The organism is Streptomyces sp. NPDC043870 (genome assembly GCF_056435785.1).
In genome coordinates this window covers 52,756-75,689 of the sequence record NZ_JBWKDT010000031.1, presented here as the reverse complement: position 1 = coordinate 75,689, position 22,934 = coordinate 52,756, and the positions used below count along the sequence as shown (strand labels likewise).

18 protein-coding genes and 1 pseudogene are annotated in these 22,934 nt (G+C 70.9%); 11 read left to right on the top strand and 8 right to left on the bottom strand.

Annotation, left to right across the window (positions count from 1 at the left end; genetic code table 11):
• Entirely contained in the window at positions 1-387 is a 387-nt protein-coding gene (locus tag AC0699_RS29620; protein WP_478666296.1) for a hypothetical protein, read from the bottom strand.
• Between the two features lie 210 nt (positions 388-597).
• The gene (locus tag AC0699_RS29615; RefSeq protein WP_478666293.1) at positions 598-1,314 is read right to left on the bottom strand and encodes an alpha/beta hydrolase; all 717 of its coding nucleotides are present in this window, start codon (positions 1,312-1,314) and stop codon (positions 598-600) included.
• A gap of 1,980 nt (positions 1,315-3,294) precedes the next feature.
• On the opposite strand from AC0699_RS29615, the gene AC0699_RS29610 reads away from it, so the two are divergent.
• The 4 genes from AC0699_RS29610 (at position 3,295) to AC0699_RS29595 (ending at position 6,307) form a co-directional block, all read left to right on the top strand.
• Complete coding sequence (locus AC0699_RS29610; RefSeq protein WP_478666288.1) at positions 3,295-3,564, top strand: hypothetical protein; 270 nt, start codon at positions 3,295-3,297, stop codon at positions 3,562-3,564.
• A complete protein-coding gene (locus tag AC0699_RS29605) occupies positions 3,561-3,890 on the top strand; it encodes an OB-fold protein (RefSeq protein WP_189473819.1) in 330 nt (109 codons plus the stop codon). Before AC0699_RS29610 ends, AC0699_RS29605 begins: the two co-directional genes overlap by 4 nt.
• A 1,030-nt stretch (positions 3,891-4,920) precedes the next feature.
• Positions 4,921-5,766 (top strand): aldo/keto reductase, encoded by an 846-nt coding sequence (locus AC0699_RS29600; RefSeq protein ID WP_478666333.1) that lies wholly within the window; start codon positions 4,921-4,923, stop codon positions 5,764-5,766.
• 142 nt (positions 5,767-5,908) lie between these two features.
• Positions 5,909-6,307 (top strand): nuclear transport factor 2 family protein, encoded by a 399-nt coding sequence (locus AC0699_RS29595; protein WP_478666283.1) that lies wholly within the window; start codon positions 5,909-5,911, stop codon positions 6,305-6,307.
• A 54-nt stretch (positions 6,308-6,361) separates the two neighbouring features.
• Here the strand turns inward: AC0699_RS29595 and AC0699_RS29590 are convergent.
• Together AC0699_RS29590 and AC0699_RS29585 are read right to left on the bottom strand one after the other, a co-directional pair.
• A pseudogene (locus tag AC0699_RS29590) lies at positions 6,362-6,598 on the bottom strand (DNA-processing protein DprA); the annotation flags it as partial.
• 161 nt (positions 6,599-6,759) lie between these two features.
• On the bottom strand, positions 6,760-7,938 hold the full coding sequence (locus AC0699_RS29585) for an acyl-CoA dehydrogenase family protein (protein WP_469772778.1): 1,179 nt from the start codon (positions 7,936-7,938) through the stop codon (positions 6,760-6,762).
• A 217-nt stretch (positions 7,939-8,155) separates the two neighbouring features.
• Between AC0699_RS29585 and AC0699_RS29580 the strand changes: the two genes are divergently transcribed.
• Positions 8,156-9,025, top strand: coding sequence for a siderophore-interacting protein (locus AC0699_RS29580; RefSeq protein ID WP_478666278.1), 870 nt, complete (start codon positions 8,156-8,158; stop codon positions 9,023-9,025).
• A gap of 204 nt (positions 9,026-9,229) precedes the next feature.
• On the opposite strand, the gene AC0699_RS29575 is transcribed toward AC0699_RS29580, so the two are convergent.
• Together AC0699_RS29575 and AC0699_RS29570 are read right to left on the bottom strand one after the other, a co-directional pair.
• Positions 9,230-12,970 (bottom strand): AfsR/SARP family transcriptional regulator, encoded by a 3,741-nt coding sequence (locus AC0699_RS29575; RefSeq protein WP_478666275.1) that lies wholly within the window; start codon positions 12,968-12,970, stop codon positions 9,230-9,232.
• A gap of 116 nt (positions 12,971-13,086) precedes the next feature.
• On the bottom strand, positions 13,087-13,476 hold the full coding sequence (locus tag AC0699_RS29570; RefSeq protein WP_478666271.1) for a MauE/DoxX family redox-associated membrane protein: 390 nt from the start codon (positions 13,474-13,476) through the stop codon (positions 13,087-13,089).
• A 6-nt stretch (positions 13,477-13,482) separates the two neighbouring features.
• On the opposite strand from AC0699_RS29570, the gene AC0699_RS29565 reads away from it, so the two are divergent.
• On the top strand, positions 13,483-14,208 hold the full coding sequence (locus AC0699_RS29565; protein ID WP_478666267.1) for a helix-turn-helix domain-containing protein: 726 nt from the start codon (positions 13,483-13,485) through the stop codon (positions 14,206-14,208).
• Here the strand turns inward: AC0699_RS29565 and merB are convergent.
• Positions 14,163-14,945 carry an organomercurial lyase gene (merB, locus tag AC0699_RS29560; protein WP_478666263.1) on the bottom strand — a complete coding sequence of 261 codons (783 nt, stop codon included), beginning with the start codon at positions 14,943-14,945 and terminating at the stop codon, positions 14,163-14,165. The genes AC0699_RS29565 and merB overlap by 46 nt on opposite strands.
• A gap of 166 nt (positions 14,946-15,111) precedes the next feature.
• Here merB and AC0699_RS29555 point away from each other — a divergent pair, with 166 nt between their 5' ends.
• From AC0699_RS29555 to AC0699_RS29535, 5 genes are all read left to right on the top strand, one after another.
• The gene (locus AC0699_RS29555; RefSeq protein ID WP_478666260.1) at positions 15,112-15,900 is read left to right on the top strand and encodes a MerR family transcriptional regulator; all 789 of its coding nucleotides are present in this window, start codon (positions 15,112-15,114) and stop codon (positions 15,898-15,900) included.
• A complete protein-coding gene (locus AC0699_RS29550) occupies positions 15,897-17,111 on the top strand; it encodes a glycosyltransferase (protein ID WP_478666257.1) in 1,215 nt (404 codons plus the stop codon). Before AC0699_RS29555 ends, AC0699_RS29550 begins: the two co-directional genes overlap by 4 nt.
• A gap of 361 nt (positions 17,112-17,472) precedes the next feature.
• Complete coding sequence (locus AC0699_RS29545; protein ID WP_478666253.1) at positions 17,473-19,560, top strand: NHL repeat-containing protein; 2,088 nt, start codon at positions 17,473-17,475, stop codon at positions 19,558-19,560.
• Positions 19,561-19,728: 168 nt separating this feature from the next.
• Positions 19,729-20,289: a hydrogenase maturation protease gene (locus AC0699_RS29540; protein WP_478666251.1), complete on the top strand. Its 561-nt coding sequence runs from the start codon at positions 19,729-19,731 to the stop codon at positions 20,287-20,289.
• A gap of 158 nt (positions 20,290-20,447) precedes the next feature.
• On the top strand, positions 20,448-21,140 hold the full coding sequence (locus tag AC0699_RS29535) for a response regulator (RefSeq protein WP_478666247.1): 693 nt from the start codon (positions 20,448-20,450) through the stop codon (positions 21,138-21,140).
• 55 nt (positions 21,141-21,195) lie between these two features.
• Here AC0699_RS29535 and AC0699_RS29530 read toward each other — a convergent pair whose 3' ends face one another.
• The gene (locus AC0699_RS29530) at positions 21,196-22,920 is read right to left on the bottom strand and encodes a sensor histidine kinase (RefSeq protein WP_478666243.1); all 1,725 of its coding nucleotides are present in this window, start codon (positions 22,918-22,920) and stop codon (positions 21,196-21,198) included.
• Between the last annotated feature and the right edge of the window lie 14 nt (positions 22,921-22,934).

Here is a 22,934-nt window from a genome sequence, read left to right as displayed (position 1 = left end):
TCACATTCGCGCTTCCCTCGAAGCGTACGAGTCCTGGTACGGGCGTCTCGTCCTACGCGGCTCGCGCGCCGAACTCAGGCTCCGGATCTTCACCGAGTTGAACGACCCCACGAGCCGACGCGGTCCCGCCCGTGGCTCGGTGTCTCCCTCTCGGCCAAGTCCGCCTCGGGCAGAACCGGGAAGGCCCACGAGCAGGACGGGACCTTCGATCGCCCGCACCAAGGCCGTTACGGCGGCGGAGTCGGAAGCGAGGCCGCGCAGCGGGTTCGCCGGTGCGATGTCGTCATAGCCTGCGGCGGCAAGCTCGCGGGTCACACCGCCGAAGCCGGAGGCGTCGGCGAAAGCGCCGTGCACGAACACGACGGTGGGCTTGGGAGATTCAGGCATGGTTCCGCTCCTTCGAGGGGGGTGGAGGGGCCACCCCACCGGGGCAGAGCTTCCGGGCGAGGGGTGGGTGTGCCGGTCAAACGAGTCTTCGTCCATCACGGTCGAGGTCAAGGTCAAGGTCAAGGTCAAGGCAGATTGGATGGCTCCGCGATGTTCGCGCGATCGCTGCTTCCCTTCCCTCACACAAACATGTGAGAGCCGTCCCGGCCGTCAGAGGGCATCGGCTCCCGGCTGGAGCTGTTCGGTGATCCAGGACTCCGCGAGCGTTGTCCAGCTGGCCGTGTCGCCGGCATCGTGGGCGAGACCGAGGCTGTGCGGGCCATGGGCGAAGACATGCACGGTGTGGGGGACATCGTGTGCGGCCAGTGCCGCGGCGAGGCGATAGGTGTGCTCGGGCGGGACATAGATGTCCTCGGCGGTGTGCCAGAGGAAGAAGGGCGGTGACGCCGCAGTCACCAACGAGTCCAGCGACGTCGCGCGGCGCAGGTCGGGCGAGGCGTCCTCGCCGAGCAGGATGAGGCGCGAGGGCCGGTATGTCTCCGTCTCCATCGACGTGATCGCGTAGCCGAGGACGGCGAACTGGATCGACTCACGCAAGTCATCGCTCGGAGCGAGGGCGGCCAGTCCCGCAAGATGGCCACCGGCCGAGAAGCCGACCACCCCGATGCGCTCGGCCCCTTGCTCCCGTCGCCGTCGGATCTCGGCCCGCAGCGCCAGAAGCGGCGCGGGATGCCGCACGTTCAGCGGGTATCGGAACACGCTCACCGACACCCCCAGTCCAGCGAGCCAGGTGGCGATGGGCTCCGCTTCGTGGGCGGCGTGCATCGCGTAGCCTCCACCGGGCAGCACGATCAGGTGCGTTGTCGGGGACGGCGCCACGCCGACGCGCTCCCGCACCGATTGTGCAGTGGGGAGTCGATCGCTCATGGCCAGCCTCCGCATTTGCTCGTGGACGCCGCGATCGATCTTCATTCGCGCGGCTGTGCCAAGGTCATCACCACCCTGGGCCTCCCCGGTATCACGCGAACAGGTGAGGCGATACGTGGGCATGCCGACGCCGCCAGTGACCACGACGGCACTGCCGCGTCCTTCGGCGGGTCCGCGCAGGTCGTTCTCGATGGTTCGAGTTCCTTTGACCGGCCGCGGAGTTCGCAGGGCCGCCATCGTTGCCTGTTCACCGGTCGTCCCTCTTGGTCCCGCGCCGAATGAAGCAGGAGCTGGAGAGTGTGGCCGGGCGTGAACGCTTTCCGGTGACGAACCAGATCTCACGTCGCAGAGGAGTCAACGCCTCAACGCCACCCCCGCGACGTTCGCAGCATGCCGAAGATGATCAGCGGTTCGTGGGGAAGCAACGAGATGCCGAAGCGGGCGTCTCGCATATTCAGGTGATGTCGCGGTCCGCCGTGTCACGCAACCATGCCTCTGTCTGCCGTCGGCCGCTCGGCACACGCCACCGGCCACCAGCCAGGGCACGAACAACGTCACCCAGGCCGTCGGTAGTCACATCAGCAAGCACGATCGGACGGAGAGTTGTGTCCACAGACATCCCCATCCACTACGACGTTTTCGTCGCCGACCCGTCCCGGACGGGTTCGCACCGCCATACGAGCGCATCGGCTCGATCTCCAGGGCAGCGTCCGCGAGACGCCACTGGGCACTGCTCATCGTGGCGACCCAGTCCCGCCCGAGCTTGACCAGTTCGTCGTAGCGCTCTCGGGTCACACTGCCGACCACAGCGGACATCCGGACACCACCCCCGCAGGCCCCGGGGCGGCACTGGGCCATGCCACCAACTCGCCCTTCAGGCCCGTCACTTCGCACGATCTGACGGTCTTCAGCCGTTGGAAAGAACGTGCGGCCCCGGCGCGTGGAGCGGCAGTATGCCCGCCGGATGCGCGGTCTCACACCCCGCCGTGTCCCGTGCGCCGCTTGTGCCAGGCCCGCTTGCGGCACCGGGGAGAGCAGTACGTTGCCGTGACGGGACGTTCCACTCCGACCGTCCATGACGTCCCGCACTCCGGACAGCTGGCCGTCCGATCGGCCTGCACCGCCTCGGTCCTCGCCCGCACCCGCCGCATCCGCCGCCAGTGCCTGGAACGGCACGCCGACGAACAGAACAGCCCCGTCGCCTTCGCCGCCGGCCTCAGCGGACCACCACACCCACGGCGCAGCCGCGGCCCGGAGTTGTCATCCGTGACCATGACCAGCCGCAGCCGGACACGCCGTCCTTGGCCATGCCGCCACCTTAGGAACCGCCCGAGCCTACGTACAGACCAGGAGCACCAAGTCGAGGTCGCGCTGCAACCCCTCCACATCGGGCTTGCCGCTGCTGTCCTCACTGATGGTCACCTTAATGATCCCGGGAGCTTCCGGATCGAAACGGACCGCCATTTCATAATCCCTTCCGAGAGAAGACCCCGCGGTGCGGTCTTGCGCGAACGTTGTGCCATCAAGCTGCCACTTCGCACTATTGGGGCTGCACCTGCTCATCTCAGCGCAGGCCACTGTTCCCCCGCGTCACCCTCTGGAGCGATCTGACCTCTCGTACTCACGTAGGGGTAGCACGGTCGAAACCAGTAGGGGCCGCTAATCCTTGCTTAGTTCCCGTGTCTCTCTGGGATGGCCACTCAACTGACGGAAGGTCATTATCCCTTGCACTGAACCGGGTTGCATAGCTAGCCTCCCGGACATGCACTTGATCTTCTTCAAGGACGCTGACTGGGAGACCTGGGCCTCGGTCGGCGCCCGCTGATCCCCGAGTGCATGCCAGTGCTAGTGGACGACGACGTCGCGGACCTTGTCTCTGAACTGCGGATCCGTCGACGTGGCTGTGGCGAATCGTCCTGCTGCGGCGTTGGTGTTGCGTGAGGTGACCGCGGCGAGTTGGAGCGGTTGACCCGTTCCTCGATGAACCTCGTCGTAAGCTGGTTCTCCATCGCCGAACGACAAGCCATCCACCGCGGCACGTACACTTCGGTCAATAACCTCAACGCCAAGCTCCGCACCTACATCGACGGTTGGAACGACCGCGCCCACCCATTCACCTGGACCAAGACAGCAGACGACATCCTCAAGAAGGCCAACCGTAAGAAGATCTCAAGCGCGGAGCACCAGTCGACGACAACTCGAACAAGACCAGCAGGATCACGCGACACCAGAGAAGGCGGCAACCAATGAAAATTCGAGACCTCCACAACGAATTCACCGCGGACCGCGCCGCAGCCGAGCGTGCCTACTATGGGAAATTCCTCACCCTCGAGGGAATCTCAATCCGAACGGGCGAAAGCCAATACGGTACGCCGGTGGTGGATGTGTCAGATGTCCCCGGAGGCCCCCACCTCGCCATCTTCGTGCTGCCGTTTGACCACCGAATCAAGGAATCATTCCGGCTTGTGCGAAGCGTCCCCCTGGGCGTCACCGTCACCGTCAAGGGAGAATGTCGGGTCTTCAGCGAGGACGGAACAGTGCTGGTCATCAAGCAGTGCGAACTCCTCACCCCATGAGTCCCTGCGGGCCCGCAGCCGCCGCACCTGCCGCCGGTGGACAGGAACAGCGCCACTCGTTCCTCGCTGTTGAACGAGCGACGACTACCACGGGACTCATCCGAGGTTCCTGCCATGCATGGCAGGCTAGCGGGCGACACTGACACTTATGGTCTAGTTGCCACCAAGTAGTGCGGGGCGACGAACTGACTCTGCATGAGGAGCTACGTCCCGTCCTCAGCGCGGACCATTGAACGAGACACACGAGCTGTGGGACACAGGCTCTGCCGCGATACAACGCGCATGTCATGTCAGCATCAGGCACAGGCACTCATCAGGAGGTACCGGAGGATTGAGGATCGCCATGCGCCAGGTGCCGTCCTGACCGCGGTGGGCGACGTTGGCGGTGGCGCCGGTAGCCTTCTTCCGGCTGCCGTCGGGGGCGGTACCTTGAGGGTCCACTCCTCGCTGATCGAGGCGGTGCCGGCGCCGGGCGCGAGCACGCCGAGCCGCCCGTTCAGGCCGGTTCGAAAGTGGACCGGAAGCTGCATCGCGGCCATGCGACGCTCCGGCGAGTTTGCGTCACCGCAGACACCGGGCGCAAAGGAGCATGTTGTGGGATGGCACACTGCGCTATGAGTCCGACGCAGAGGCGCCCGGCTTCCCGGCACCGTGGGCTCAGGGCTCCAGCTTCTGCCCGGCACCGAACTTCTCGGCGCGAGCCTCCACCGCGCGCGGAACATCGTTTTGGTCCACGACGGATTCGTCGACGGATCCGGTTGGAAGGGGGTCTACGATCTGTTGCGCGCGGACGGCTACCGCGTGAGCGTCGTGCAGAATCCCACCCTTTCCCTCGCCGGTGACGTCGCCGCCACCAGGCTCGTCCTGGAGACCTGCCGGCCGACGAGGCCCAGTTCCTGGCAGACTCACAGGTCCCCTGGGGGCTGGACGCCCTGGGCGGCGCGGTCGAGCACCCGCCTGGCGGGGCAAGCCGCGTTACTACCTGGTCGCCACCGACGACCGCATGATTCCACCGCCGGCCCAGCGCGCCATGGCCGAGCGGGCCGGTGCGACCGTACACGAGACGGGGCCCGTCCACCGCCTCGGATACGGAGCGATGCAGCTGACCGGCCCCGGCGTCTGGGGGCCGCCGAAGGACCCTGAGGAAGCCGTACGCGTACTGCGCCGGGCCGTTGAACTCGGCGTGAACTTCATCGACACCGCGGACTCCTACGGCCCGTTCGTCAGCGAGCAGCTCATCCGCAAGGCACTGCACCCGTACCCGGCGGACCTGGTGATCGCTACCAAAGGCGGACTGTCCCGTTCAGGACCGGACGACTGGCGCCCCCTGGGCCGTCCCGAATACCTGCGCCAGCAGACCGAACTGAGCCTGCGCCACCTGGGCCTTGAGCGCATCGACCTCTACCAGCTCCACCGTGTCGACCCCCAGGTGCCCCTGGCCGATCAGATCGGCGAACTGCGCCTGCTGCAACAGGAAGGCAAGATCCGCCACATCGGCCTGTCCGAGGTGTCTGTCGACCAAATCAAGGAAGCCCAGACGCTGGCGGACATCGTCTCCGTGCAGAACCTGTACAACCTCGCCAACCGCGACGCCGAGGACGTACTGGACTACGCCGAACGGGAGAACGTGGGATTCATCCCCTGGTTCCCCATGGCCACCGGCCGGCTCGCTCGCCCCGGCGGCCCCCTGGACACCCTCGCCAAGACCTACGACGCAAGCCCCTCCCAGATGGCCCTGGCCTGGCTGCTGCGCTGCTCCCCGGTGACGCTGCCCATTCCCGGCACCTCCCGCGTATCCCACGTCGAGGAGAACACCCACGCCGCACGGCTCGCCCTGAGCGACACCGAGTTCCAGGCACTCAGCCAGGCCGTGTAGGCCGATGCGACGTACCCCGCGAGCTCAACGACCGAGAAGAGCCGAATCACCCACCCAGCCACGTCGTGAACCTCATGTACAGCCACCTGGATCAGCTAGAGATGGATCCCACACGACACATCAGGCACCTCAGGAGACCACCATGTCTACACCCGAACAGAACAAGGAAGTCGTTCTGACAGCGTTCGACACCCTGTTCCACAGGCGCGACTACGCCGCCGCAGCAGAGCTCTGGTCCGAGGACTACGTTCAGCACAGCAGGCACATCGGGCCGGGAAGGAACGGACTGTTCGATCTCGTCCGCTCTCTGCCCCCCACAGTCCGCTACGAGAACCAGTTGGCGGTCGCCGAGGGCGACTACGTGATCCTCTACGGCCGATACTCCGGCACCGGCCAGACCGCTTCGGTCGTCGCCGACGTGGTGCGCATCGACAACGGAAAACTGGCCGAACACTGGGACGTCTGGGAAGACGAGGCGACCCGCACCGAGTCCGCCAGCGACTCCCCGATGTTCGGCGACGCCTTCCCGCCCGAACACTGACCCGCGTCGGCCAAGGAACCCCTCGTAAGGGAGATTCCCGGTGCGCAGGTCGTCTTCGGAGGATTGGCGGGTGCCGACGACGGCGATGGAGCGGGCGTCGCGCTGGTCGATCTCGCCGCCGTAGAAGAGGAACGGCGGAAGGTTGCCGATCACGCGGAGGTTCGCCGGGTAGTCCTTGTCGCGGACGGTGACTAGGCGGGCGCAGTCCTTCCCGGCCGCGGCCAGCTCGTCGTCGACGCGGGCACGGGCCTCGTCGAGGCCGGCGGCCAGGGCCTGCTGCAGCAAGGACACACCGAGCCGTCCCTGGCGCTGGAGCCCGCCACTTCAAGCTACGGCGATCCACCGCTCCGTCTGGGGCCGAGTCACCTCCGGCACCCAGCAGCCTGACTTCGGGTCCATGTGGTGCCAACCAGCTCTGGTATGTGACAACCAGAATCTGTGGTCGCACCCGGTCAACGCCGTACGCGTGGCATCCCGAGCCCGATCCAGGAGATGATCTCGCGCTGGATCTCGTTGTTGCCGCCGCCGAAGGTGAAGATCACGGCGGAGCGGTAGCCGCGCTCCAGCTCGCCGTGGAGGACCGCTCCTGCCGAGCCCTCCTTGAGCGGTCCGGCGGCGCCGACGACCTCCATCAGCCAGGCGTAGGCGTCGCGGCGCGCCTCGGAACCGTAGACCTTGACGGCGGAGGCGTCCTGCGGGGTGAGGGTGCCCTCCTGGACGGCGTTCACCATCTGCCAGTTGAGCAGCTTCATCGCATCGAGCTTGGTGTGGGTGCGGGCGAGCCGGCCGCGTACCCAGCCGAGGTCGATGACGCGGCGCCCGTCGGAGAGCTTGGTCCCGGCGGCCCAGCGCTGGACGTTGTGGAGGGCGCGGATGGCCATGGTGCCGTGCGCGGCGAGGGTGACGCGCTCGTGGTTGAGCTGGTTGGTGATCAGCCGCCAGCCCTTGTTCTCCTCGCCGACACGGCGGGAGACGGGGACGCGGATGTTCTCGTAGTAGCTGGCGGTGGTGTCGTGGGAGGCGAGGGTGTTGATGACCGTGCAGGAGTAGCCCGGGTCGGACGTCGGCACGAGCAGCATGGTGATGCCCTTGTGCGGCGGGGCGTCAGGGTCGGTGCGGACGGCGAGCCACACCCAGTCGGCGGTGTCGCCGTTGGTCGTCCAGATCTTCTGGCCGTTGACGACGTATTCGTCGCCTTCGCGCACGGCACGGGTCCTGAGTGCGGCGAGGTCGGTGCCGGCGTCCGGCTCGCTGTAGCCGATCGCGAAGTCGATCTCACCGGAGAGGATCTTCGGCAGGAAGTACGCCTTCTGCTCGTCGGTGCCGTACTGCATGATCGTCGGGCCGACGGTGTTGAGCGCCATCAGCGGCAGCGGCACGCCGGCCTGGGCAGCCTCGTCGAAGAAGATGAACTGTTCCATCGGGCTCAGTCCGCGGCCGCCGTACTCCTTGGGCCAGCCGACGCCGAGCCAGCCGTCGGTGCCGAGCCGGCGGATCGTATCCCGGTAGAAGCGCTTCTGGGCGGCGGGATCGGCGTAGCGGGCGTAGGCGTTGTCCGGTACGAGTCCGTCGAAGTACGCACGCAGCTCGGCGCGCAACTGGTGCTGTTCCGGCGTGTATTCGAGGTGCACGGCCCCTCCAGGCGTCTCGCGCTTCCGCTCCCTGCGGCGGCACAGAGTAGAACGCGTTACAAGAACCTGGAAGAGGCGCGGCTCCGCCGTGACGGGAAGAAGCGTCCTGTCACCGGTCATGCCGCACGCGCGGAGGCGGCATGTCGGGGCCCCGTCGGAGCCGTGTCGGTGACGGCTGGGACGGTGGGGTTCCCGCCCTCTCTTCCTTGGAGTCCTGATGCAGCACCCACTTCCGGTCCGGTTCATCCAGGTCACGGGCGTGCGCCGGGTCACCCCGCGGATGGCGCGCATCACCTTCGGCGGCCCGGACCTCGCGGGCTTCGCCCTGGAGGCGCCCGACCAGCAGGTGAAGCTGTACTTCCCACGGCCCGGGCAGCGGGTGCCGCGACTGCCCGCGCCGGACGCGGGCGCGGACGGCGATGTGATGCGCTGGTACGCGGCCTGCAACGAGATCCCGGCGGACGAACGGCCGTGGATGCGCAGTTACACGGTCCGGGCGTGCGACACCCGGCAGGGGACGATCGACATCGACTTCGTGCTGCACAGCGACGCGGGGCCCGCAACACGCTGGGCGGAGTCCGCCCGCCTCGGCGACACGCTCGGCATGTTCGGTCCTTCCGCCTACTTCGCCAAGCCCGTCGAACTCGGCACGACGGACTGGGTGCTGCTGGCCGGCGACGAGGCGGCGCTGCCGGCGATCGGCACCCTGCTGGAGTGGCTGCCGACGGGCGCCCGCGCCCTTGTGTACGCGGAGGTGGCCGACGCGGCCGAGGAGCAGCGTTTCGCGACGGAGGGCGACGTGACGGTCCACTGGCTCCACCGGAGCGGACGTCCTGCCGGAACCGGCGGGCCGCTGGTCGAGGCGGTCCGCGCGGCTCAGTTCCCTCCGGGGTCGGTGTACGCGTGGCTGGGCGGCGAGGCCGGCGCGGTCCGAGCCCTGCGCCGCCACCTCGTCGACGAACGGGGCCTCGACAAGCGGTCGGTCGACTTCGCCGGGTACTGGCGGCTGCGGCTGAGCCAGGACGACGCTCCGACCGAGGACGACCTCGCGGAGGCGAGGGAGCGGCTGGGGGACGCGGGGGCGTAGGGACTGTCCGGGCGAATCCTGTCGGGAGCGCGAAGCTGTCCCGGAGCTTCGCCCGGGCACCCCGTTCTGTGCTCTTGCAGTCCGGTCCGCGAGGCGGGCCCCGGTACGCCTCGTGCGGGGTGCCGCGCGCCAGGTCCGCGGCGCTCGCCGCTCTCACGGTACGCGCCGTGCTGGCGCTGCTTGCCGTGCCTGCCGTGCCTGCCGTCACACGGCAGCAGCCGCCTCCGCGACCGTGAGGCCGCTGCCCTCCGCGTACGTGCGTGCATACGTCGTCGGCTCCAGCACGGCGCGCAGCTCCTCCTCGGCCCGCTGCCGGAGCTCTCCTTCGGCGGTGGACGGGAAGGGCCGGAAGCCGGAGAAGCCGCCGGGCGACGCGCCCTGGTGTGCGTCGTAGGCGCCGAGGAGCCTGGCGCCGTCCTCGGCCTGTCCGAGGTGGGCCATGGCCCGGGCGGCGAGCAGGAACTGATCGACGATCAGCCCGGGCGCCACCAGACCGGCCAGGCTCTCCAGCTCGTCGAGGGCCTGACGGATGTGGTTCCGGGCGGGCCCGTAGGCTCCGTCCAGGCAATCCAGCCAGGCCTGCATGCCGGCCACCATGCCGGTGAACAGGCCCGGCGTTTCGGCCGGGAACTCCTCGGCGGCGCGGCTCAGTTCTTCGCGGGCCGCGCCGGTCCGTCCGGTACGGCCGTAGTGCCGGGCGAGCAGCAGCCCGGCGGTGCTCATCGGCTCTCCGGCAAGCGATCGCGACTCCTCGACGGCGTCCCGCAGGAGCCGCTCGGCGGCCTCCTCGGCGGCCCGGTCCCCGCCGGCCTCCAGCCGCACGGCAGCGAGGCGGGCCTTGAACACGGGCACCTGGGTGTGCGCACCGATCCGCACGGCCGTCTCCATGGCACGCGCGTAGTCCTCGGCCGCCTCCTCGAACGCCCCGCGCCGTTCGTACGCCTCGCCCCGCGCGGACAGCGACTCGGCGATCCCCCACGGGTCACCGGCCTTCTCGAACGCCGCGAGGGCCTGGTCGGCGTCCTCAGGGCCGCCGTCGTCGACCAGCTTCGCGCGCATCAGCAGGGCGAGCCCGAGGTCCCAGCCATCGTGACCGTGCTCGCGGCAGCCGCCGACGAGCGCGTCGACGCTCTCGCGGAGCCCCTTGAACTCGCCCGTCATCAGCCGCGCGAAGTACCACATGGAGCCCGGCTGTCGGTGGTTCTGCGGCAGGCCCGGCCGGTAGGCGGCAACGATCGCACCCAGAGCCGCGGGCGTGTCCCCGGCGGGCCCGGCGACCTCGCTCGCGGTGTGCGCGTGTGCCGCACCGTGCCCGGCCCCGTCGTACGCCGCGCCCTCGTGGGCGGCGCCCTCATACGCGGCACCCTCGTACGCGGCACCGTCGTACGCGGCGGCGTCACCGGCGGCGAGGACGAGCAGCCGTACGCCGCGCCTGGCCTCCCACAGCTGCTCCTCGTCCCACGGCGGCGGGGTGTCCGTGCACCGGCCGGGAAGCGCTACGGCCCGCCGTACGGGAGCCGCGAACGGGTCCGGGCCGAGGCCCGCGACAGCGGCCGCCCAGGCGCGGGCGTCCGCCTGATGGTTGCGCAGCTGCCAGAACCAGCTCATCGAGAGCGTCAGGCAGAGACCTTCCTGCTCCTCGCGGCGGGCGACGGAAGTGCGCAGGGCGGCCCGTACGTTGTCGTGCTCGGTCTCGAACCGCCGCAGCCACTCGGTCTGGTGCGTGCCGCGCAGCCGGGGTTCGCCGGTCCGTACGAGTTCCCGGTACGCGACGAGATGGCGGTGTTCGACGGTGTCCCGCTCGCCGGACTCGTCGAGCCGGCCCGCGGCGTACTCGGCGACGGTCTCCAGCAGCCGGTACCGCATGTTCCCAGCCGAGCCATCGGCCCGGGCGACGACGAGCGACTTGTCGACAAGGGAGGCGAGCACCTCCGCGACGTGCCGGGTGTCCGGCGTCTCCGGCCTGTCCGGCCTGTCCGGCGTGTCCGGCGTGTCCGGCGTGTCCGGCGTGTCGGCGCATACCGTCTCCGCCTGCTCCAGGGCACAGCCGCCCGAGAAGACGGAGAGGCGGCGCAGGACCGCGCGTTCGGGCGTGTCGAGCAGATCCCAGGACCAGTCGACGACGGCTCGCAGGGTCTGCTGCCGGGGCAGCACGGTCCTCCTGGTCCTGCCGCCGGTGCTCAGCAGGCGGAACCGGTCGTCGAGCCGGTCGGCGATCTGGCGCGGCGAGAGCGCGCGCAGGCGGGCCGCGGCGAGTTCGACCGCGAGCGGCAGCCCGTCCAGGCGGCGGCAGATCTCCGCGCAGGCCTCATGGTCCTCGTCCGTGCGGAACCCGGCGCGGGCCGCCGCGCCACGCTCGGCGAGCAGCCGCAGGGCTCCGTCCTGGGGCAGCGGGTCCACGCTGCGCACGGTCTCCCCCGGCACGCCGAGCGGCTCCCGGCTGGTGGCCAGCACGGTCACGCCCGGGCAGCTGGTGAGTACGGTCTCCACGAGCTCGGCGGCGGCGCCGATGACGTGTTCGCAGTTGTCCAGGACGAGCAGCATCCGCCGCGCCCCGCAGAGCTCCACGACCCGAGCGAGTGGGTCCCGCGCCGCGACCTGTCCGGATCCCGGTCCTCGTACCTGTGTCTCCCGTGCCCCGAGCGCCGTCAGCACGGCTTCGGGCACGCTCTCCTCGGCCCGTACGGGCGCGAGTTCGACCAGCCACACACCGTCAAAGGCACCCTGGTCGTCATCGGCGGCCTCCAGCGACAGGCGTGTCTTGCCCACTCCACCGGCGCCGACCAGGGTGACGAGCCGAAGCGCCCCCAACTCGGCGCGCAGGGCGCCGAGTTCGCGCTCCCGACCGACGAAGGAGGTGAGCCGGGCCCGCAGGTTCCCGGGCGAGTGGCCCGCCGCGGCCGGCGGCTCCGCCGGGACGGGACGCCGGGTCCGTCCCGGCCGGCCCGCCGAGGCGCGACCGGCATCGTCCGCTTCCGCAGTACCAGCAGGGTCCGCGTCCGCACTCGGCCCCGACCCCGGCCGGTCGGCCCGTTCCGCCCGTTCGGTCACCGACGGCTGCGCCGTGGTGCCGGTCCGTCCGGCCGCCGGCCGGGACGCCGTCGGCTCGAGGACGCTCCGCCCGGTGAGGTCTCCCCCTTCCCCGCCGCGGTCGGCGGGCTCGCGCGCGGCCGGGTCCCGGCTCGGTCCGCCCGGCGCCGGTCGCCGGGGCGGGCTCAGCAACTCCTGGTGCAGCGAGCGGAGTTCCGGACAGGGATCGGTGCCCAGGCGGTCGGCCAGGACCGTGCGGACGTCCTCGTACGCCTGGAGGGCCTCCGCCGGGCGTCCCGCCGCACGCAGGGCGCGGATCCGCAGGGCGTGGACGGTCTCGTCCAGCGGCTGTGCCGCGGCGAGTTCCGCCAGGCCCGGCAGCGCCGCGTCCGGGCGGCCGAGGGCGACCTCGGCGGTCAGCCGGGCGCGGTGCGCTTCGGCGAGGCGGCGGTCGGCGCGCACGGCCACGGGATCGCCGTCGCGACCGGGCAGATCGGCGAGTGCGGGGCCTCGCCACAGAGCCAGTGCCTCGTCGAGGAGGTGCGCGGCGCGGCAGGGGTCACCGCCGCGGAGCGCCTCCGTACCCTGCGCGACGAGCCGCTCGAAGCGGTACACGTCGATCGTGTCGGGCTCGGCCGCCAGCCGGTAGCCCCCGGGCACCGAGCCGATCGCGTCGCGGCCCAGTGCGCGCCGCAGCCGTCCGACGAGCGCCTGGAGCGCCGCCGTGGTGTCCGCGGGCGGCTCCTCATCGCCACCCCACACCTCGTCGATCAGCTCACCGGAACGTACCGCCTGCCCGCCGGCGGCCACGAGCACGGTCAGCAGCGCCCGCAGCCGGGCCCCGCTGAGCGGCACCTCGCTGCCGTCGGGGCGGAGCACCTGCACGGCGCCGAGGACGCGGTAGCGGTAGGTCACCCGCTCATTCTCCCTGCCCGGTGCCCGCCCGGCCGATACGGTCCGCGAGGTGCGGCCGGCGGCCCACCACGCGCGCGGAGGCCCTCGCACGTGCACCACGGGCCGGCCCTACAGCCTCACGCGGTGCGGGCGACCGCGACCGCCCAGGCGAGATAGCCGAGGTTGACCACGATCCGCAGTGCCACACCCGCGGGCCGGTCCAGCAGCCTCGGCCGGTCGGGGCGGGCGTGGCGTACGGCATCGACGTGGGGCGTGAGGAAGACGGCGATGAGCGCCGCCGCCGTCCAGCCGCCCGCCGCGCGCATACCGGGCACCGCGAGCAGTGCGGCCGCCGCCAGTTCCATCACCCCGGTCACGGCGACGAGCGCACCGGGAGCCGGGAGCCATCGCGGCACGAGCGTACGGAAGTAGCGAGGTACGGCGAAGTGCGCGATGCCCGTGAGGCACAGGAAGATGGCGAGGGCGAAAGCGAGGGCGAGAGGCGCGAAGGAGGACAAGGAGGACATGGGGCGATGTTCGGGGCGCGGCAGGCATGGCGTATTGAACAGAACGACCGCGTGCTCGACTTCGCGGGCGGGCCCGGGATCACCGTGTTCGCCGAGTCCGGCGCCTCGGCGGTGACCCGGCACAGCCACCCGGCGTGGAAGGTCGTGCTGCCCGACCGGGGCACGGGGTTGCTGGTGCCGCCGCAGTTCGACGACGCGTGCGCGGCGTCATCGGCCTTCGCCGCCGTGTTCCTGGACCCCTGGTGCGTACGGTACGGACCCGGCGCGACCGGACCCGTACCGCTGGAGCCGTCGACCGTGCGACGCCTGCGCGACGCGCTCGGCGAACAGCTGGACCTGGATGCGCTCCAGGACGCGCTGACCGCGCTGCCCTGGTGTGCCGGGGGCGAGGTGGACCCGCGCGTCGCCCACGCCGTGCGCGCCTGCGCCGGGCACGACGAGCTCGGGGACGTGGCGCGGGAGGTGTCGCTCTCCCCCTCACGGCTGCGCACGCTCGTACGGGAGGAAGTGGGCATTCCACTGGGCACCCTGCGACGCTGGCAGCGGCTGCGGACCGCGGTGGCGGCGCTGCCGTACGCGCCGCCGGCGCAGGCGGCGGCGCTCGCGGGCTTCGCGGACCAGGCCCATCTCACGCGCACCGCCCGCCGGTTGGCCGGCCGCACACCGGCGTCGCTCCGGCCGGGTCCTCAGAGTCCCCAGAAGGGTCCGCGCAGGCCCGCCTCCGCGAAATAGGCCGCGGCGGAGGACGGATCGCGGCGCCGGTGGCCGCGGTCGAGGCGTCCCGCGTACCAGCCGCGGGCCAGCCGCCAGAGGGTTCCGAGGTCCATGACGTAGCCGGGTGTCCGGCCGGTCCGTGCCAGCCAGTCGTCGACACAGCCGGTGGAGCAGAACAGCCGCTGGTTGCGGCAGGTGTGGACGACGTCGTCCCAGGCGTGGTGGGCGGGGACGAGGAAGTGGGCCACCTGGTCCCCGGGCGGTGGGGTGTCGCGTCCGACGACCCAGGCGTGGGGGGTGTCGCAGGCGGGGCAGCGGGTGGCGACGAGGACATCGGGTTCGCCGGTCAGCAGGTGCGGCAGGGCGAAGGAGTCCCAGGCGCAGCCGCCCCACCACAGGGTGCGGGTACCCATGACGGAGAAGCCGAGCGGGACCGAGGCGAAGGGGTGCGCCGTGACGACCCGTTCGCCGTCGGGGGCCGCCGGATCGTCCAGGACGAGGTCACGGTGCTCGTGCAGGGCTCGCAGTGCCTGCCGTACGGTCGCGGGACCATGTCCTGTGGCGGCGGCGAGGGCGGCGGTGTGCGGGGCGCGTCCCGTGCGGGCGAAGCACTCGTAGACGGCAAGGCGGACATCCTCGGTCACCTCCTCGGTCACGTCCACGCTCACGTCTGCGTTCCCGCCTGCGTTCGCGTCCGGGTCCGTGTCTGCGTTCGCGTCGGCGTTCGTGTCTTCGGTCGAGTACTGGTCGGTCATCGGTGGTTCCTGTCCGTGAACGCGGTGTGCGGGACGTGCCCTCCCAGCTTGTGCCGTTGTGCTGCCCTCGTCTTGAACGCTGGTGTGCGACGTGTCCGGCCGCGGTCCCCGCTTGACCCTCACGCGACGTCAGGCTTCACGCTGTAACGCGACGAAAGGCAGGTCCATGAGCTACTCCGTCGGCCAGGTCTCCGGATTCGCCGGGATCACGGTCCGCACGCTCCACCACTACGACCGGACGGGGCTGCTCTCTCCCACCGAGCGCAGTGCCGCGGGCTACCGCCTGTACAGCGACGCCGATCTGGCCAGGCTGCAGCAGATCCTCTTCTACCGGGAACTCGGCTTCTCTCTCGACGAGATCGCGGCGATACTCCAGGACCCAGAGGCCGATGTCCTGGAGCAGCTGCGGGCCAGGCACCGGGTGCTGGGTGAGCAGATCGAGAAGCTGCGGCGGCTGGTGGAGGTCGCGGAGCATGCGATGGAGGTCCAGCAGACCGGTGTGCGGCTCACGCCGCAGGAGCGTTTCGACGTGTTCGGCGAGATCGCCTTCGATCTGAGCTACGCCACCGAGGCCGGGCTGAAGTGGCGGGACAGCGAGGGACACCGGCGGGCCATGGCGAGCGCCGCCGCCCATACCAAGGAGGACTGGGCCCGGCTCATGGGCGAGGCCGCGGCCTGGCGGAAGGATCTGCTGGCCGCCTTCGACGACGGCGAGCCGGCCGACGGGGAGCGGGCGCGGGAGCTCGCCGAGGACCACCGGCAGTACATCGCGCGTTGGTTCACCCCGTGCCCGCCGGACATGCACCTGCGCATCGCCGACGACTTCGCCGCCAGTTCGCGCGCGTTCGCCCTCGTCGTTCCGCCGTCCCAGCAGCGGCCCGGGCTCGCCGCGTATCTGCGGAGCGCAGTCCGGGCCAACGCCGCCCGCCGGGCCCCTTCCGAAGGAGACCGATGAAGATCCTGATCACCACGGCCGGTTCGTACGGCGATGTCGCCCCGTACACGGGACTGGGTGTACGGCTGCGCGACGCCGGGCACCAGGTCGCGCTCGCGGCGCACGACCCGTTCGCCGGGCTCGTCCGGGACGCGGGGCTGGAGTTCCGGCGGCTGCCGGGAGATCCGCAGGGCCAGGGGCGGCGTGCCGTGGGCGGGCGGGAGCTGATGCGCGCGGCCGCCGAGTCCGTCAAGACGCTCGGCACCGGGCTCGCCGATGCCGTGCCCGACGGTACGGAGATGCTGCTGACGTCGACCACGACGGCTCCGCTGGCCCGGCACATCGCCGAAGCCGGGGAGATTCCCTTCCTCGACGTGCGTCTGCAGCCGAACGAGCCGACGCGATGCTTCCCACCGCCGGTAGGCGGTGCCCGTTCGCTGGGAGGCTGGGGCAACCGGGCGGCGGGCCGGATGGCGCTCTCGATGGTCGACCGGATCTTCGCTGCCGCCGAGGCGGAGCTGCGCGGCCGGCTGGGGCTGTCGCCGTTGTCGGGGAAGGAGCTGCGTCACCGTCACGAGGCGGAGGGCAGGACGGTGCTGTACGGATTCAGCCCGACGCTGCTGCCGCGTCCCGCCGACTGGCGGGAGGGGCTGGAGGTCGTCGGCAACTGGTGGCCGCACCACGACCCGGCCCGTGCGCTGCCGGCCGCCGTCGAGGACTTCCTGGCGGCCGGCCCGCCACCGGTCCTGATCGGCTTCGGCAGCATGGCGGCCGGTGAGGGCGAGCGGCTGGGCGAGCTTGCGGCGGCGGCGCTGCGCAGGGCCGGTCTGCGCGGCATCCTCCAGTCCGGCCGGGCCGGGATCTCGGCGGACGGCGACGGCATCCTCACCGTCGGGGAGCTGCCGCATGCCTTGCTGTTCCCCCGGACGGCCGGGGTGGTCCACCACGCGGGGGCGGGCACCTCCGCGGCGGCCCTGCGTGCCGGAGTGCCGTCCGTGCCGGTGCCCGTGACGGCGGATCAGCCCTTCTGGGCGGGCCGGCTGGCGGCGCTGGGCGCGGCGATCTCGCCGGTCCCGTTCAAGGCTCTGACGGCGCCCCGCCTCGCCGACGCGCTGGTCCGTGCCGTACGGGAGCGGTCGTACCGTGCGGCCGCCGCGGCCGCGGCGCGCCGCATCGCCGTGGAGGACGGGGCGGGCCGGGTGGTGAAGGCGGTCGAGCAGTTCGCGGGCTGAGCCGGCGACGAGCGGGCGCGGCCGGGCCTGCCGACAGCCGAGCTCTCCGGTGCCGGGTTCCGGGTCAGCCCCGTTGGTGATCCCGCGCCCCCTCCCCCCGCGACGGAGCCGGTCCCCTCCTCAGGCCTGGCCTCCGCGTGTGCGGGGGCGTGCGCCGACCGGAGTGCCGCTGGTGGCGGGCCTCCGTGTTCCGCCGGGCGGGTGACAGTGCATCAGATCCGATGGGGTGGCAGACCGCCGGAATCCGGCCCCGGCATTCGACACCTGCTGAAAGTACGTCAAAAACCTCACCGGACCAGGTGTTCACGTGGAACACGCTGGTCATCCTCTAGGGAACGGTCCGCATCCCTGGGAGGCTCGCATGGAACGCAGGCGGTTACTGCACGCCGGAGCCGGGCTGGTCGTGGCGTCCGTGGCGGGGCAGACGGTGGCCCCGGTCGCAGCGCATGCCGACACAGCCGGAACGACACCCACATCCAGTGCCACGGGCACGGCGAGCAGAGCCGGCACGTCCGGCACGGGGGATCACTGTTCGGGCCCCGCGGTCTCGACGTACGGCATCGCGACCTACACGGCGGCGATCGTCGGCCTGACCGTGCTCGACGACCGGGCGTACGTGGTGGCACGTGGGCAGAATCCGCCGCTGCTGGGCGAGATCGACCTGGCGGCGAAGAAGCTCACCAGAACGGTCCGGCTGCCCCGCGGCGAAGGCGGGTGGGCCTCGACCGTCTCCGGCGGGCAGGTCTACGTCGGCACGTACCCGTTCCCCGACATCTACCGCTTCGACCCGGCCACCGGCTCGGTGACCCTGATCGGCACGGTGGGCCCGTCGGGCGGCTTCGTCTGGTGTCTCACCACGGCGCCCGACGGCACGGTGTACGCGGGCACGTATCCCCGCGGCGAGGTCTGGGAGTACTCGCCGGCGACCGGCGTCCTGCGCAATCTCGGTATGGCGAGGCCCGGCGAACAGTACGTGCGGGCGATCGCCGCCGACGAGCGCTTCGTCTACGCGGGCACGCTGCCGCAGGGCCACATCGTCGCGTACGACAGGACGACCGGCGCGAAGCAGTCCATCACGCCGACTCCGTTCGGCGGCGCGGCATGCATGCTCGCCCACGGCGGCCGGGTGATCGGTGGGTTCGGCAGGTCCGTCATCGACATCGCCCCCGACGGCAGCGACGCCCGGGTGATCCCGATACCGGCCACGGAGCGGCTGGTCGACGCGATCACGACGACCTCCGACGGCACGGTGTACTGCATCGGACGGCCGACAGGCACCGTCTACCGGCGCACCGGCGACACACTCGTGCCGGTCGCGGCGCCCACGCCCGCCGATGAGCACCGCGGACTGTTCCCGCTGAAGGACGGGACGCTGCTGGGCGGTGCGGGCAGCGGCCGGCTCTGGTGGCTGGACCTGGCCGACAAGACGTCGGACATACTGGAGCTGATCGACGCGGGCATGTCAGGACCGGATCCCGTGCAGTCCATGACGTACGGCTCACGCGGAACCGTGCACGTCGGCGGACACTTCTCGATCACGACGCACCGGCCGGAGGCAGGCACGTCCCGCCGGATCCCCGTCTCGGGCGAGCCGAAGCAGCTGCGCATGGCCGGAGGCCGCGTGTACGCGGCGCTCTATCCGAGCACCGAGGTACTGGAGCTCGAACCGGACCACGGGAAAGTCCGTTCGCTGGGCTTCATCGACAACGACCAGCAGCGGCCGACGGACATGGCACACGTACGAGAGGAGGATCTGCTCCTGGTGTCCAGCGCCCCGCCGGCCGGGCGGCTCAAGGGCGCCCTGACCCTGGTGGACCGGTCGAGACGCCGGCTCTCGGTGTACCCGGACGTGATCGTCGACCAGAGCGTGATGTCGCTCGCGCTGGACGACCGGCACGGCTGCCGGATCGCGTATCTCGCCGGGGACACCTGGGGCGGCGGAAGCGTCACACCGGCGAGGCCGAGCGCGACGATCGTCGCCTTCGACCTCCGGCGCCGCAAGGTGCTGTGGGAGTTCGCACCGTTCGAGGGGTACGCGAGTCTGCAGCACATCGAGGTGCACGACGGTGTGCTGTACGGGGTCTACAAGCGGCTCGCGGGCACCTGGTTCGCCATGGACCTCGAGTCCCGGACGGTCCTGCACACGGGAAAGCTGCCGAGCTACGGCGAGCTCAGCGTGCACCGCGGCGAGGTGTTCGCCTCGGTGTTCGGCGGCTCGGTGTACCGGATCGGCCCCGGCCTCGCGGAGGCCGAACCGCTGCTCACGGGCCTCGGCGACGGCTGGTACAACCCGCCCCAGCTGGCCTGGGAACGGTTGTCCTGGCACGCCTGGGGAGTGTCCGGCCGCGACCTGGCGCGGTTCCGGCTCGATCCGGACTGCGTGAGTCTGGAGAGGGCGAGGATCAGCGTGCCGGACGAGGCGATCCTGGAGTCCCTGCTGGCGAACTGACCGCGAGTGCGGACGCGGGCCCCGGCGGCCCTTCGGGTGCGGTGCCCGGAGGGCCGCCGGGGCCGTCCGTCGAAATGGGCGGGGCGGTCCCGGCACAGGGGCCGTTCGGCCCATGTACGGGCCGTCCGGGGACGACGAAGGTGGTCACCGTAGTCGGAAGGCAGCACCATGGATGCCCGTTCACGGATCGCCCTCATCGGCCTGGGCCATGACTTCAGGCGCGATGACGGGGTGGGCTGGGCGGTCATCGACACACTGCGGGAACGGACCGCGGACCAGCCGCTGCTACCGGATGCCGACGTCGCCACCTGCAACGGCGAGCCGGCCCGGCTCGTCGGACTGTGGCACGACGCGGAACTGGCCGTGGTCGTGGACTCCGCGCACGCGTACCCTGATGATCCCGGCCGGGTGACCCGGATGGATCTGGACGGCGAGCGTCTCGCACAGCCCGAGGACGACCATCCGCACGGGAACGTACTCGGTGAGGCCATCGAACTCTCCCGGGCTCTCGGACGCCTTCCGGGACGGCTCGTGGTGTACGCCGTCCAGGTCGTCGACTCCACAGTGGGCTCCGGGCTCTCCCCCGCCGTCGCGGCCATGGTGGAGCCGGTCGCCGGATGCGTCGCGGACGAGATCGCCCGTTACCAGGCGGCGCAGGCCGGGGATGATCTGCCCGATTCCCCGCCCCACTGCGGCGAGGTCATGGCGCACACGAGATCGCCGGACTGATGGAGCTGTGGACGTGCCTCGTGGGCGCTCCGCACGGCGTCGGTGACGAGCGCCGGGAAGGGCTCGCGGGGCCGGTGGCCCCGACCGTTCGGCCCTGTTGCGAGGTTTCCGTGGATCCGCGTGATCGAGTGGGCACCACCGACCACCAAGGGGCTCGTATGTCCGAGGCGCCGGTCTTCTCCGCGGAGGTGCCCATCCGGGTGTTCCTGCTCGACGACCATGAAGTCGTCCGGCGGGGCCTTCACGACCTGCTCGGCGCCGAATCCGACATAGCGGTGGTGGGAGAGGCGGCAACCGCCGCGCAGGCGCTGGCGCGAGGACCCGCTCTGCGCCCCCATGTCGCGGTCCTCGACATCCGGCTCCCGGACGGCGACGGCATCACCGTCTGCCGGGAGCTGCGGTCGCTGATGCCGGAGGTCGCCTGTCTCATGCTGACGTCCTTCGACGACGAGGACGCACTGCTGGACGCGATCATGGCCGGGGCGGCGGGATACGTCCTCAAGCAGATCAAGGGTTCCGACCTGGTCGCGGCCGTACGCACCGTGGCGACCGGGCAGTCGATGCTCGATCCCGCCACGACCGCGAAGCTCATGGGTTCACTGCGCGGCCCGGAGGCGGTTCACCAGGAGGGGGACGAGCGACTGGCCGTGCTCTCGGAGCGGGAACGGGAAGTCCTCGCACTGATCGGAGACGGCCTGACCAACCGTCAGATCGCCGAGCGTCTCTACCTGTCCGAGAAGACGGTCAAGAACCACATCTCGCACCTGCTGTCGAAGCTCGGCGTGGAGCGCCGCGTACAGGCCGCGGTCATCGCGGCCCAGTTCCACGAGCACGGAGAGCCGCACCACTGAAGGCTGGGTATCCGGTGGTACGGGGGTCAGCGCGGCCGCCGGGAGCCCTGCGTACTCACCGTCCCGCCGGCACCGGCACCCGCCACACCAGCCGGGTGCCACCGGCGGTCCCACGGGTCACGGTCAGCTCACCGCCCAGTTTCCCGGCGCGTTCCGCCAGGTTCCGCAGCCCGCTGCGCCTGCCGCCCTCCGCGATGCCGACACCGTCGTCGGTCACCGTCACGGTCAGCGTCCCGGCGTGTGCGACGACCGATACATCGGCGTTCGCGGCCCGTGCGTGCCGTGCGACGTTGACGAGGGCTTCGCCCAGTACGGCGACGACCTCGTCGGCCACCTGGCGGGGTACGTCGGTATCGATGAGGCCTTCCATGCGCACGGACGGTGCGAAGCCGAGCGCCGGGGCGGCTTCTTCGACGACCCGCACGGTGCGGAGTCTGAGTCCGGGTGACGTGCCCGGGGCCTCGTGCTCACGCAGCCCGAAGATGGTCGAGCGGATGATCTTGATGGTGGCGTCGAGGTCGTCGATCGCCCGCCCCAGTCGCTCGGACGCCTCGGGGTGCTGAACGAAGCGCTGGGCGCTCTGGAGCGTCATCCCCGTCGCGAACAGCCGCTGGATGGCGAGATCGTGCAGGTCCCGGGCGATACGGTCGTGGTCGGCCAACAGGCTCATCTGCTCGGCGTCCCGCCGCCGCTCGGCCAGCTCCAGGGCGAGCGCGGCCTGGCCGGCGAAGCCCGACAACGGCGCGGTCTCCGTATCGGTGAAGGGCGGACGGCCGGCACCACGGGCGAGCATCAGCACGCCCCGCAGCGTGTCCTTGTCTCCGATCAGGACGGCCACGGCGGGACCGCAGTCCTTCCACCGCTCCGGCCGGAAGGTCACGCGGGCGTCGTTGGCCACGTCAGGAGTGGTGATCAGGCCCTCTTCACTCACCAACGCCGCGCTGACGAGCGTCCCTTCGCCGCGGGGCAGCACCACGCCTTGATGCCGCTCCACGCCCTCGCCGAGCGCGAGGACGCCGCGCAGGTCCCCGCCCTCCTCCGTCAGATACACGACTCCGACCCGGGCCTCGGTGATCAGCCGGGCGCGGTCCAGCATCATCTCCAGGACCCGGACTTCCGGAGTACCGGACAGCAGGGCGTTGGTGAACTCGGAGCTGGCGGCCAGCCAGTGTTCCCTGAGGCGGGTCTCCTCGTAGAGGCGTGCGTTCTCGACGGCGATACCGGCTGCCACGGCGAGCGTCGCCAGGACCGCCTCGTCCTCCTCGTCGAACTCGGCCCCACCCCGCTTCTGCGTCAGATAGAGGTTGCCGAACACCTCGTCGCGCACACGGACCGGGACTCCGAGGAACGAATGCATCGGCGGGTGGTGCTCGGGGAACCCCGACGATGCGACGTGCTCGGACAGTTCCGCAAGCCGCAATGGCTCGGGATGCCTGATCAGCTCCCCGAGCAGCCCGTGGCCGGAGGGCAGGTCACCGATCCGCTCCCGCAGCTCGTCGCTGATGCCGACCGGCAGGAACTGGGACAGTCTCTTGTCCTCCCCGATCACCCCGAGTGCACCGTACTCGGCGTCCACCAGTACCACGGCGGCCTCCACGATCTCGCGGAGCACGTGCGGCAGATCCAGCTCCCTGCCCACGGAGAGGACGGCCTCCAGCAGCCCGTCGAGGCGGTCCCTGGTACCGCGGACCTCGTCGATGCGCACCTGGAGCTCTTCGAGCAGTTCGTCGAGCCGCAGTCGAGGGAAGCGGCCCGATTCGCTCCGGACGTCCCCGCCCATGATTCCTCCGCCGC